The organism is Pseudomonas sp. BE134 (genome assembly GCF_031456105.1).
Taxonomy (GTDB): Bacteria; Pseudomonadota; Gammaproteobacteria; order Pseudomonadales; family Pseudomonadaceae; genus Aquipseudomonas.
The window spans coordinates 254,336-266,855 of record NZ_JAVDUA010000002.1 but is presented as its reverse complement, the minus strand read 5'-3'; the positions used below and the strand labels follow the sequence as shown (position 1 = coordinate 266,855).

Here is a 12,520-nt window from a genome sequence, read left to right as displayed (position 1 = left end):
CGGGTTTCCCGAGAAAAGTCAGTCAGTTTCCGCTAAAAGCTTGATGGCCGCGGCACCGACCTTGCGCACCGCTTCTTCGATCTGCGGCGTTGGCTTGGCAGCGTAGTTCATGCGCAGGCAGTTGCGGTACTTGCCCGATGCGGAAAAGATGCTGCCAACAGCAATCTGTACGCCCTGATCATGCAGGGCGCGATTCAGTTTCAAGGTGTCGAAGCCTTCTGGCAGCTCAACCCACAACATGAAGCTGCCTTGTGGGCGACTGGCGCGAGTGCCGGCTGGGAAGTAGCGCGTGATCCAGTCGATCATCACGTCGCGATTGCGCTGGTATTGCGTGCGCATCCGTCGCAAATGTGGCTCGAAATGCCCGGACTTGAGAAATTCGGCAATCGCAATCTGCGGTTGTGGCGCGGTGGAGCCGGTGCTGATGTATTTCATGTGCAGCACCCGTTCCAGATACCGGCCGGGCGCTACCCAGCCGATGCGTAATCCGGGGGCCAACGTCTTGGAAAAAGAACTGCAGAGCAGGACACGACCGTCTTCGTCGAAGGATTTGATCGTGCGTGGGCGCGGATAGGTGTAGGCCAGTTCGCCATACACATCGTCCTCGATAATCGCCACATCGAAACGCTGTGCGAGTGTCAACAACGCGCGTTTGCGCGACTCTGGCATGATGTAGCCCAGCGGGTTGTTGCAGTTGGGGGTCAACTGTATGACTTTGATCGGCCACTGTTCCAGGGCCAGTTCCAGCGCATCGAGGCTGATGCCGGTGAGCGGGTCGGTAGGGATTTCCAGCGCCTTCATGCCCAACCCCTTGAGGGTCTGCATGGCGCCGTGAAAGCTCGGCGAGTCCACGGCCACAATGTCCCCCGGCTCGCAGATCGCCCGGATGCTGGTGGACAGCGCTTCATGGCAGCCGGTCGTGACCACCAGATCGCTGGCGCTTAACTGGCACCCGGAATCGAGCATCAAGCGCGCGATCTGTTCGCGCAGTTCGAGGGTGCCGTGGATGTTGTCGTAATACAGACCGGGCATGTCTTGCCGGCGGCTGATACGTGCGAGGTTGCGCAGCAGCGGCTTCATGGTCGGGGTGGTGATGTCCGGCATGCCGCGACCCAGTTGCACCACATCTTTGCGCGGCACCGCGCGAATCAGCTCCAGTACTTGATCCCACTGCGAAATATCCACCGGTCGCTGGGCCGGGCGGCCAATGGCTGGCAGCTCCGGCAGATCGCGACCCACCGGCACGAAGTAGCCCGACTTGGGTTTCGGCGTTGCCAGACCACTGTCTTCCAGCACGCGATAGGCCTGCTGCACGGTGCTCAGGCTGACGCCATGTTCGACACTCAGCGCCCGCACCGAGGGCAGCCGGTCACCGGGGCGGTAGAAGCCCTGTTCGATACGCGTGCCGAGCAATTCGGCGAGGTTGACGTAAAGGGTCATGGTGCAGTCTCGGTATGGGTGATTCCGTAAACCAATACAGATCGAGGCAAAAATCAGGATTCAGACGCTAAAACGCAAAATCTGTATGGAGTTAATTCTTTCTAGTTGAATCTGTATCGCTTTTCGTCGTCCACGCATCATGAAAGCTCTGGCTACCCAAGTAAACAGGAGCAATCAAAATGAACGGCTTGAGCGATGTGCGGCTGACGTTACACAGTCAGGAACTGGTGAGAGGGCAGGAAAACGGTGCACGTGAGGCGCAGCTGCGCAACGCGCCGTCCGGCCTGAGTCACTGGGGTCTGTTCTGGCATCGTCTGCATACGCGCAAGGCGTTGCTGGCGCTGACGCCGGAGCAGCTCAGGGATGTGGGACTGACGCGGGAACAGGCGCGGGAGGAGGGGCTTAAGCCTTTCTGGAGGATCTGATTTTTGTGGTGTTCTCCCGGGCCATTCGCGAGCAGGCTCGCTCCCACAGTTGATCTGTGTCGTTCACAAATCCCCTGTAGGAGTGAGCCTGCTCGCGATGGAGCCGGAACAGGCACCGAATACCTTTCAGACCAACTCTTTAAGCCGATGCCAAAGCATCCCCAACGCCAATAGCGGCGAGCGCAAATGCTTCCCGCCCGGGAAGGTGATGTGTGGCACCTTGGCAAACAGATCAAACCCGCCACTCTGCTGCCCACTGATCGCCTCGGCCAGCAACTTGCCCGCCAGATGCGTGGCATTCACCCCGTGACCGGAATAGGCCTGGGCGTAATACACATTCGGCTGGTCTTTAAGCCGGCCGATCTGCGGCAGCCGGTTGGCGCCGATGCCGATCATTCCGCCCCATTGATAGTCGATCTTCACCTCGCCCAATTGCGGGAACACTTCGAGCATCTTCGGTCGCATGTACGCGGCGATGTCTTTCGGATCGCGGCCTGAATAATGACAGGCGCCACCAAACAGCAAGCGTCGGTCCGCCGAGAGCCGGTAGTAATCCAGTGCCACCCGCTGATCGCAGACCGCCATGTTCTGCGGCAGCAAGGCGTGCGCCTGTTCTTTACTCAAGGGCTCGGTGGCAATGATGTAACTGCCGGCAGGCAGCACTTTGCCGCTGAGCTCGGAATTGAGTTCGTTGAGGTAGGCGTTGCAGCCTAGCACCAGAGTCTTCGCGCGGACCGAGCCTTGGGCTGTGTGGACTTTGATCTCGGGGCCGTAATCGATGCGGGTGACCGCCGATTGTTCGAACAGTATCGCCCCCATTTCCTCGGCCGCCGCCGCTTCGCCCAGCGCCAGGTTCAGCGGATGCAGATGCCCCGAGCCCATGTCGATCAAACCGCCGACGTAACGGTCGGAACCCAACACCGAGTGCATTTCATTGGCTTGCAGCAGGCGGGTTTCATAACGGTAACCGAGACTGCGCAGCTCTTCGGCGTCTTCGGCGAAGCCATCGAGTTCGCGCGGCTTGTTTGCCAGGTCGCAGTAGCCCCAGGTCAGGTCGCAGGGGATCTGAAAACGTGCGACGCGCTGGCGGACGATTTCCACCGCCTCAAGGCCCATGAGTTTCATCTGGCGCACGCCGTCTGCGCCAATCACATTGGCGAATTGATCGAGGCCATGACCGACGCCCCGAATCAATTGCCCGCCATTGCGCCCGCTGGCGCCCCAGCCGATTTTTCGGGCTTCGAGCAGGATGACAGTCAAGCCACGTTCAGCCAGTTCAAGCGCTGTGTTGAGCCCGGAGAACCCGCCGCCGACCACGCACACATCCGCTACCAGATCACCTCTGAGCACCGGATAGTCGGGCTGCGCCAGGCTGCTGGCGGCGTAATAGGAGGCGATGTGCTGGTGTATTGGAACGGATTGCTGGGCACCGGCGTTCATGTGCGTGTTTCCGATTCTGGCGTCTGGAAAATTTGACGGAGCATAAGCCGGACCTTCTGATGCGGGCAACATTGGTCGGCTTGCGCTGTATGGATTGGCGCCTTTGCTTCAGAATCGCGCTCTATTCCGCTTTTGGTCACTGCTTCAATGAGCTGCAACAGCCAGAAAATCCGCACGCTACGACAGCAGATCCCCTCGTTCGAGTGCGTGCCCGGCTGCCATGACTGCTGTGGGCCGGTGACCACCTCGCCGGAAGAAATGTCGCGCCTGCCGCGCAAGACCCGCGCCGAGCAGGATGCGGCGATGGATGAGCTCAATTGCGTGCACCTGGGGCCCAACGGTTGCACGGTGTATGACGAGCGCCCGCTGATTTGTCGGTTGTTTGGCACTACCAAGACCTTGCCCTGCCCGAATGGGCGGGGGCCGGTGGAGTTGATTCATCCTCGGGTGGAGAAGCAGATTCATGAGTACATGGCCTCCACCCGGCAGGTCTTGGTTTAGGAACTATCAATCCGGAATCGGCAAACTCAAGCTCTCTTTCACCTCTTCCATCACGATGTAGCTCTTGGATTCGCGTACATGCGGCAACTTGAGCAGGATGTCCCCCAGCAACTTGCGGTACGAGGCCATCTCGGAAATCCGCGCTTTCACCAGATAGTCGAAGTCCCCTGATACCAGGTGACATTCCAGTACGTGCGGCAGTTTCAGCACCGCGCGTCGAAACTCTTCGAAGGTATCGCCGGATTTGTAGTCAAGACTGATCTCGACGAACACCAGCAGACTACCTTTCAAATGCTGCGGATTGAGCCGGGCGTTGTAGCCCATGATGATCCCTTCCCGCTCCAGGCGCCGCACCCGCTCAGTGCACGGCGTGGTGGAGAGCCCGACCTTTTCCCCCAGCTCCGTGAAGGAGATGCGTCCGTCCGCTTGCAGGATCCGCAGGATGTTGCGGTCGATCTTGTCCAGTTCTCGCTTGGTCTGAGTGTTGGTACGCATAGGGGATGCGCCTCCGTGAAAAGGGTTTTTGCCGAGAATTGTCGCCAAATATAGCTGCTTATATAGTGAAAAACACTGGCTAATCTTTTTTACACTGCGCACATCACTGTTTGAATACAACACACGTCAGCGGTATGCCGCGATGAGGGATATAAAATGCGCGTTATGGTCTTGGGTAGCGGCGTCATCGGTACCGCCAGTGCTTACTATCTGGCTCGGGCCGGGTTTGAAGTAGTGGTCGTGGACCGTCAGCCGGCCGCTGCCATGGAGACCAGTTTCGCCAACGCCGGGCAGGTTTCGCCAGGTTATGCCTCGCCGTGGGCGGCGCCGGGTGTGCCGCTCAAGGCTATCAAGTGGCTGTTGCAGCGCCACGCACCGTTGGCGATCAAGGCCACTGCCGACATCGATCAGTACTTGTGGATGGCGCAGATGCTGCGCAACTGCACCGCCAGCCGTTACGCGGTGAACAAGGAACGCATGGTCCGCCTCTCCGAGTACAGCCGTGACTGCCTCGACGAATTGCGCGCCGAAACCGGCATCGCCTACGAAGGCCGTAGCCTTGGCACGACCCAACTGTTCCGCACCCAGGCTCAACTGGACGGCGCCGCGAAAGACATCGCGGTGCTCAAAGAGTCCGGTGTTCCGTTTGAACTGCTCGACCGCGCCGGCATCGCCCGCGTTGAACCGGCGCTGGCCGCCGTCACCGACATCCTCGCCGGTGCCCTGCGCCTGCCGAACGACCAGACCGGCGACTGCCAGATCTTCACCACTCGCTTGGCCGAAATGGCGGTGAAACTCGGCGTGGAGTTCCGCTTCGGCCAGGATATTCAGAAGCTCGATTACGCCGGTGATCGCATCAACGGCGTGTGGATCGACGGCAAGCTGGAAACCGCTGACCGCTACGTCCTGGCACTCGGCAGCTACTCGCCGCAACTGCTCAAGCCGCTGGGTATCAAGGCGCCGGTGTACCCGCTCAAGGGTTACTCACTGACTGTGCCGATCACCAACCCGGCAATGGCCCCGACCTCGACCATTCTCGACGAGACCTACAAGGTCGCGATCACCCGTTTCGACAACCGCATCCGCGTCGGCGGCATGGCTGAAATCGCCGGTTTTGACCTGTCGCTGAACCCGCGTCGGCGCGAAACCCTGGAGATGATCGTCAACGACCTTTATCCTCAGGGCGGCGATCTGGCCCAGGCCAGTTTCTGGACCGGCTTGCGTCCGACCACTCCGGACGGCACGCCGATCGTTGGCGCGACACCGTTCAAGAATCTGTTTCTGAACACCGGTCACGGCACGCTCGGCTGGACCATGGCCTGTGGCTCCGGTCGTTTGCTGGCGGACCTGATAGCGAAGAAAGCGCCGCAGATCAGCGCCGAAGGCCTCGATATTTCCCGTTACGGCAGCAAGACCCAGGAGTCCGCAAAACATGGCAATCCAGCGCCAGCTCACCAATGAGCGCATGAGTCAGATCGTCAGCCACAACGGCACCGTGTATCTGGCGGGGCAGGTCGGCGATGACATGAGCGCCGGGATTGAGCAGCAGACCCGTGAAACCCTCGCCAACATCGAGCGTTTGCTCGATCTGGCGGGCACCGACAAGAACAACCTGTTGTCGGTGACGATTTACCTGAAAGACATTGATGCACACTTCGAAGGCATGAACGCCGTCTGGGACAAGTGGCTGCCAAAAGGCGTGGCCCCGGCACGTGCGACCGTTGAATCGAAGCTGTGTGAGCCAGAAATTCTGGTCGAGCTGTCGGTTGTCGCCGCTCTGCCGTAAAAGATTCAGCAAGATCCCTCTGCCGGTGCTGTTGGCGGTTCACGCCGCCAGCCAGCGCCGGTTTTTTATTCCCATGACCGCCTAGAAGTCTGCCGCCATGCGTCCAGCCCGTGCCCTGATCGACCTTCAAGCCCTGCGTCACAACTACCGGATCGCCCGTGAAATCACCGGGGCCAAGGCCCTTGCGGTGATCAAGGCCGATGCCTACGGCCATGGCGCGGTGCGTTGCGCCCAGGCGCTGGAAGCCGAGGCTGACGGTTTTGCCGTGGCCTGTATCGAAGAGGCGTTGGAGTTGCGTGCGGCGGGTATTCGGGAGCCGGTATTGCTGCTCGAAGGGTTCTTCGAAGCTGATGAGTTGTCGCTGATCGTCGAGCACGATTTCTGGTGCGTGGTGCACTCGCTGTGGCAACTCGAAGCCATTGAAAAGGCCACGCTGAGCAAGCCAATCACCGTCTGGCTCAAGCTCGATTCAGGCATGCACCGTGTCGGCCTGCATCCAAAGGATTATCAGGAGGCCTACCAACGGCTCCTGGCCAGCGGAAAGGTCGCGAAAGTTGTGCTGATGAGCCACTTCGCCCGGGCCGATGAACTGCACGAACAGTCCAGCGCTGAGCAGGTCGCGGTATTCGAAGCCGCGCGTAAAGGCTTGTCGGCGGAAGTCAGCTTGCGCAATTCGCCAGCCGTGCTGGGTTGGCCGCAGATCCCGAGTGATTGGGTTCGCCCTGGCATCATGCTGTATGGCGCGACGCCGTTCGAAGAAGCCAACACCGTGGCCGCTCGCCTGCATCCGGTGATGACCCTGGAATCGAAAGTGATTTGCGTGCGTGAGCTGCCGGCCGGCGAGCCGATCGGTTACGGCGCCCGGTTTATCACACCCAAGCCGATGCGCGTTGGCGTGGTCGCCATGGGCTATGCCGACGGGTATCCGCGTCACGCGCCGACCGGTACGCCGGTCATGGTCGCCGGACAACGCAGCCAGTTGATCGGCCGGGTGTCGATGGACATGCTCTGCATCGACCTGACCGATGTGCCGCAAGCCGGCCTCGGTTCGACTGTCGAGTTATGGGGCAAAAACATCCTCGCCAGCGAAGTGGCGGCGGCAGCGGACACGATTCCTTATCAGATTTTCTGCAACCTGCGCCGGGTGCCACTGCTCTATTCCGAGGGCTGACAGCCTGCGGTCGAAACCGAAAGTCGCGTCACTCCACAGGATTCAGGCCCAAGTGTTGTAAATACTGAACGCTGTCGCCATGATAACGCTCAATATTCCAACAACCTGAATCCCTGGAGGCGCTAGCATTGGACGTCGGTGAACGACTGCAATCCATCCGTAAGCTCAAAGGCCTTTCGCAGCGTGAGCTCGCCAAGCGCGCGGGTGTGACCAACAGCACGATTTCGATGATCGAGAAGAACAGCGTCAGTCCCTCGATCAGTTCGCTGCGCAAAGTACTGGGCGGGATTCCCATGTCCATGGTCGAGTTCTTTTCTGAAGAAATCCTGCAGGAAAAACCGACGCAGATCGTCTACAAGGCCAACGAGCTGATCGACATTTCCGACGGCGCCGTGACCATGAAACTGGTCGGCCGGGCGCATCCGAGCCGGGCTATCGCTTTTCTGAATGAAATCTACCCGCCAGGCGCCGACACCGGTGACGAGATGCTCACCCATGAGGGCGAGGAAACCGGCATTTTGGTGGAGGGTCGACTGGAACTGGTGGTCGGGCTGGAAACTTTTGTGCTCGAAGCCGGCGATAGCTACTACTTTGAAAGTACCAAGCCGCATCGTTTTCGAAATCCGTTCGATGCGCCAGCGCGACTAATCAGCGCAGCGACACCGGCGAATTTCTAGGAAAAGAAGGCGCTTTGCCAGTCAGGCCGAGACACCCGGGGGAGTTTTTCCACTGTTGCATAAGACCCCTTCGACTTTGGGGTTGTTTCAGTGTGGCGGGCTTACCGCTATACTTGCGCCCGCCTGCGAACCGTGGCCGTAGGCGTGACTAGCCACCATTGAGGGTGAACGCGTGAACCTAATTATGAAAATGCTGGCTGTACCAGCAACCGTATTGGCCCTTTGGGCTGTCAGCGCTCAAGCTGCGACGAACGACGATATTGCCAAACGCCTTGAGCCAGTCGGCCAGGTTTGTGTTCAGGGCAAAGAGTGCAAGGGGATGGAAGTTGCTGTTTCTGCGGGTGGTGGAGATGCCAAAACCCCTGACTCAGTGATTGCAAAACATTGCAACGCTTGCCACGGCTCCGGCCTGCTGGGCGCACCGAAAATCGGTGACACCGCAGCCTGGAAGGAACGTGCCGATCACCAGGGCGGTCTCGACGGCATCCTGGCCAAAGCCATTACCGGTATCAACGCGATGCCGCCTAAAGGCACTTGCGCCGATTGCTCCGACGCCGACCTCAAAGGCGCCATCCAGAAGATGTCCGGCCTGAAATAAGCCCACGTCTTCAGCAAAAAACCGCTTTCGAGCGGTTTTTTTTGTGTGCGCCCAGCATGGGCGCAATCTTGCGGGTGTGAGTCCCGCCGTAAGCTGACCACAGCGAACGAAGTGAAGCGCAACTGCACTAGGGCGACCGAGTGTGGGGAGGAAGCGTGAATCGAAGCCATGAGCCGATGTACAAGAACCGGATGAAAGGCGAAGCCGATCAGGGCGAGCGGGCACAAAACCGCGAAGCTCTTGTGGTCAAGGATCAGGCTGCGTAAATCCGGCGGTTGTGTGGTGAAGGATTGCGTTCTTACCTGGGGAGATCTCGCTTTATGCCTGAAAGGGCGACGGCGCCAGTCGGAGCGAGAAGTCAGCAGAGGCCGTAGTAGTCTTTTTTTTGACGAAGGGCCGAACGAGAGAAAGCGCTATAGGCCATGTTGATGCGAAAGACCGGAAGTCAGATGCCTGCCGAACGCGGGGCGGATGGAGATAACGAGCGGTGAAGCCGTGAGAAGTCCTGTCAGCGACGAGGTCAATCGCCCGCAAGATGAATCCGATAACGCAGGGCAAGGGCTGCTGGAGCGGGCCTTTGCGAGAGAAAACCTGAAGCGGGCATGGAAGCGGGTCAAGGCCAACAAAGGTGCAGCGGGAGTCGATGGTCTGGATATTGAACGGACCGCCGAACACCTTCTGAGCCAATGGCCGAAGATTCGTGAGCAGCTTCTTTCAGGTGCCTACCGGCCCGGTCCGGTAAAGCGCGTAGTAATCCCCAAACCTGACGGCGGCGAACGCGAGTTGGGTATCCCGACGGTCACTGACCGTTTGATCCAGCAAGCGTTGCTGCAAATTGTGCAGCCGCTAGTCGATCCCACTTTCAGTGAGCACAGTTACGGCTTTCGTCCGGGGCGTCGTGCGCAGGACGCCGTTTTGGCGGCCCAGCGCTACGTATCTTCTGGGCGCGAAGTGGTGGTGGACGTTGATCTGGAGAAGTTTTTCGACCGAGTCGATCACGACATCTTGATGGACCGTTTACGCAAACGGATTCTGGATCGGGCGGTTATCCGACTGATTCGGACTTATCTGGACGCTGGGACGATGATCAATGGAGTGGTCGAGAAAAGCCGTTGCGGGGCGCCGCAAGGCGGTCCGTTGTCGCCGTTTCTGGCGAATGTGCTGCTGGACGAGGTGGATCGTGAGCTTGAGCGTCGAGGTCATTGTTTTGTGCGCTATGCCGATGATGCGAATGTGTATGTTCGCAGTCATAAAGCAGGGCTCCGAGTGATGACCTTGCTGAGGCGCCTTTATGAAAAGCTTCACTTGAGCGTTAACGAAAGTAAAAGTGCAGTGACGAGCGCATTTGGTCGTAAGTTTCTGGGCTACGAGTTCTGGTCGGCCCGCGGCGACGTCAAACGAGCTGTGTCCTATAAAGCGCTGAAGCAATTCAAGCAACGAATACGCTGGTACACCCGGCGCTCGTGTGGCCGTGGCTTGCAGCAGATTGCCGATGAGCTGCGACCTTACATTTTGGGCTGGAAAGCTTACTTCGGACTGTCGCAAACCCCTGCCGTCTGGCGCGAGCTGGACGAATGGCTGCGACATCGACTGCGAGCGATCCAACTAAAACAATGGAAGCGTGGAACGACGACGTACCGTGAGCTGCGAGCACTTGGCGCGAGTAACCAAGTGGCGCAGAAGGTGGCAGGGAACACCTCTCGCTGGTGGCATAACAGTCGTCTTGCGCTGAATCGCGTGCTTACTATTGCGTGGTTCGACAGGCTGGGATTAGTGCGTCTTTCATAACCTCAATCTCTCGAACCGCCCGGTGCGGACCCGCATGCCGGGTGGTGTGGCAGGGGAGCGGCCTGTGAAGGTCGCCCCCTATGCCGATGCCTGCGATTTGTGCCTGAGACTGTTCATTGCAGCAAAGACCCGGCAAGCTCGGTCCAACCCCTATTCACGGAATGTCAAGGGAGGATCAGATGGTGCAGCTGTGTTCTATCGAGCAAGCGGTGGATGACGTGTTGGCACGCCTGCCGGCGCATATCCACATGGGACTGCCCCTCGGCCTGGGCAAACCCAACCACTTCGTCAACGCGCTGTACCAGCGTATTGCGCTATTGCCGGAGCGGCGGCTGACGATCTACACCGCACTGTGCCTGGGCCGCCCTGCCTTGGGCGATGGTTTGCAGAAGCGCTTTCTTGAGCCTTTTATCGAACGGGTGTTCGGTGACTATCCGGAACTGGATTTTCTGGAGGGCCTGCATAAAGACAATCTGCCGCCGAACATTCACATCCAGCAATTTTTCATGCAGCCGGGGAGTCTGCTGCATAGTGCATCGGCCCAACAGGATTACGTCAGCAGCAACTACAGCCACGCCGCGCGGGACATCAACGCCGCCGGTTTGAACCTGGTCGCACAGCTGGTGGCCAGCCACCCCGAGCACCCGGATCGTCTGAGCCTGAGCTGCAACCCGGACATCACCCTCGACCTGTTCCCGATGATCGCCAAACGCCGGGCGGCGGGGGAGACCATCCTGCTGGTGGGCCAGGTGCACAACGACTTGCCCTACATGCCCGGCGACGCCGAAATCGGCATCGACACCTTCGACCTGCTGATCCACGAGAAGGACAGCACCACGCTGTTTTCCACGCCGAACATGCCGGTGGGCTTCCAGGACCACTTCATAGGCCTGCACGCCAGTGCGCTGGTGCGCGATGGCGGCACATTGCAAATTGGCATCGGCGCCATGGGCGATGCGCTGACCGCTGCGTTGCTGGCGCGGCAGGATGACAATGTCGGATACAAGGCGTTGCTGGCGGATGTGAATCTCAGTCAGTGGGCGCAGTTGATCGACCGCGAAGGCGGCCTCGAACCGTTCGCCAAAGGCCTGTACGGTTGCAGCGAAATGTTCGTCAACGGCTTGCTGGTGCTGTCCGACGCCGGGATCGTGCGGCGCAAGGTCTACCCGGATGTGCCGACTCAGCAACAGGCGAACGCCGGCACCCTCGATGAAGCCGCGCAAACCGATGGCATCTCGGTCCACGGCGGTTTTTTCCTCGGGCCGCGTAGCTTCTACGAGCGCTTGAGGGAGCTGCCGCAAAGCAAGCGCCTCGAATTCAACATGACCCGCATCAGCTACATCAACGAGCTGTACGGTCAGGAAGAGCTCAAGCGTTTGCAGCGCCTCGATGCGCGCTTCATCAACACCGTGTTCATCATGACCTTGCTTGGTGCCGGCGTGGCCGATCAGCTGCAAGACGGGCGGGTGCTCAGCGGCGTGGGCGGGCAATACAACTTCGTCGCCCAGGGCCATGCACTGGAAGGCGCGCGTTCGATACTGTTGCTGCGCAGCTGGCGCGAGGCGGGCGGGGAGGTCAGCTCGAACATTGTCTGGGAGTACGGCCACTGCACGATCCCAAGGCATCTGCGGGACATTGTGGTCACCGAATACGGCATCGCCGACTTGCGTGGCAAGACCGATGCGGCGGTGATCGAGGCGTTGCTCAATATTAGCGATTCACGGTTTCAGTCGGGGTTGATCGAGCAAGCGCAGAGCGTGGGTAAGTTGCCCAAAGATTTTTGCATCGATCCACGCTTTGCCGATAACAGTCCAGAGCGTTTACAGGCGATTCAGGCGCGGCACCCACACCTGTTTCCGGAATATCCGCTGGGCTGTGATTTCACCGAGGTGGAACGCGACGTGTTGCGGGCGCTGAACTGGCTGAAGAGCAAGTTCAAACTGGCCGAGATTCTGGAGTTGGGGAAAGCAGCGCTGGATGCGCCAGAGGCTTCGATGTTTCCCGAGCATCTGGAGCGGATGCAACTGACCAATCCTGAGGGATTGAAGGAAGATTTGTTGCAGCGGCTACTGCTCACCGGCCTCAAGGCCACCACGCAATAACAGCCAACACAAAACAACGGTGGGAGCCAGCCTGCTGGCGATGGGCGTCTGTCAGTCATGAAGATGTTGACTGACACGACGCCATCGCCAGCAGGCT

12 protein-coding genes are annotated in these 12,520 nt (G+C 59.4%); 9 read left to right on the top strand and 3 right to left on the bottom strand.

Going from position 1 to position 12,520, the window contains the following annotated elements; genetic code table 11:
- Positions 1 to 18 precede the first annotated feature (18 nt).
- Entirely contained in the window at positions 19 to 1,440 is a 1,422-nt protein-coding gene (locus J2Y56_RS03300) for a PLP-dependent aminotransferase family protein (RefSeq protein ID WP_007947440.1), read from the bottom strand.
- A 179-nt stretch (positions 1,441 to 1,619) separates the two neighbouring features.
- On the opposite strand from J2Y56_RS03300, the gene J2Y56_RS03295 reads away from it, so the two are divergent.
- Positions 1,620 to 1,865, top strand: a complete 246-nt coding sequence (locus J2Y56_RS03295) for a DUF1127 domain-containing protein (protein WP_150780175.1) — start codon at positions 1,620 to 1,622, stop codon at positions 1,863 to 1,865.
- A gap of 126 nt (positions 1,866 to 1,991) precedes the next feature.
- Here the strand turns inward: J2Y56_RS03295 and J2Y56_RS03290 are convergent, their stop codons facing one another.
- Positions 1,992 to 3,305 carry an FAD-binding oxidoreductase gene (locus J2Y56_RS03290; RefSeq protein ID WP_310348629.1) on the bottom strand — a complete coding sequence of 438 codons (1,314 nt, stop codon included), beginning with the start codon at positions 3,303 to 3,305 and terminating at the stop codon, positions 1,992 to 1,994.
- Positions 3,306 to 3,452: 147 nt separating this feature from the next.
- Here J2Y56_RS03290 and J2Y56_RS03285 point away from each other — a divergent pair, with 147 nt between their 5' ends.
- Entirely contained in the window at positions 3,453 to 3,806 is a 354-nt protein-coding gene (locus J2Y56_RS03285) for a YkgJ family cysteine cluster protein (protein ID WP_007947437.1), read from the top strand.
- A gap of 6 nt (positions 3,807 to 3,812) precedes the next feature.
- Here the strand turns inward: J2Y56_RS03285 and J2Y56_RS03280 are convergent, their stop codons facing one another.
- Positions 3,813 to 4,301: an Lrp/AsnC ligand binding domain-containing protein gene (locus tag J2Y56_RS03280; protein WP_003177284.1), complete on the bottom strand. Its 489-nt coding sequence runs from the start codon at positions 4,299 to 4,301 to the stop codon at positions 3,813 to 3,815.
- Positions 4,302 to 4,457: 156 nt separating this feature from the next.
- Between J2Y56_RS03280 and dadA the strand changes: the two genes are divergently transcribed.
- The 7 genes from dadA to J2Y56_RS03245 all read left to right on the top strand — a co-directional run bounded on the left by dadA (position 4,458) and on the right by J2Y56_RS03245 (position 12,423).
- Positions 4,458 to 5,762 (top strand): D-amino acid dehydrogenase, encoded by a 1,305-nt coding sequence (gene dadA / locus J2Y56_RS03275; protein ID WP_150780173.1) that lies wholly within the window; start codon positions 4,458 to 4,460, stop codon positions 5,760 to 5,762.
- Entirely contained in the window at positions 5,734 to 6,087 is a 354-nt protein-coding gene (locus J2Y56_RS03270) for a RidA family protein (protein ID WP_150780172.1), read from the top strand. The genes dadA and J2Y56_RS03270 overlap by 29 nt, the downstream gene beginning before the upstream one ends.
- A gap of 97 nt (positions 6,088 to 6,184) precedes the next feature.
- Positions 6,185 to 7,258 carry an alanine racemase gene (gene alr / locus J2Y56_RS03265; protein WP_007947434.1) on the top strand — a complete coding sequence of 358 codons (1,074 nt, stop codon included), beginning with the start codon at positions 6,185 to 6,187 and terminating at the stop codon, positions 7,256 to 7,258.
- A 128-nt stretch (positions 7,259 to 7,386) separates the two neighbouring features.
- Positions 7,387 to 7,935 (top strand): cupin domain-containing protein, encoded by a 549-nt coding sequence (locus J2Y56_RS03260; protein ID WP_007947433.1) that lies wholly within the window; start codon positions 7,387 to 7,389, stop codon positions 7,933 to 7,935.
- A gap of 184 nt (positions 7,936 to 8,119) precedes the next feature.
- Entirely contained in the window at positions 8,120 to 8,533 is a 414-nt protein-coding gene (locus J2Y56_RS03255) for a cytochrome c5 family protein (RefSeq protein WP_033049513.1), read from the top strand.
- A 471-nt stretch (positions 8,534 to 9,004) separates the two neighbouring features.
- Positions 9,005 to 10,321, top strand: coding sequence for a group II intron reverse transcriptase/maturase (gene ltrA / locus J2Y56_RS03250; RefSeq protein WP_310348624.1), 1,317 nt, complete (start codon positions 9,005 to 9,007; stop codon positions 10,319 to 10,321).
- A 179-nt stretch (positions 10,322 to 10,500) separates the two neighbouring features.
- The gene (locus J2Y56_RS03245) at positions 10,501 to 12,423 is read left to right on the top strand and encodes an acetyl-CoA hydrolase/transferase C-terminal domain-containing protein (RefSeq protein ID WP_310348621.1); all 1,923 of its coding nucleotides are present in this window, start codon (positions 10,501 to 10,503) and stop codon (positions 12,421 to 12,423) included.
- Positions 12,424 to 12,520: the final 97 nt, after the last annotated feature.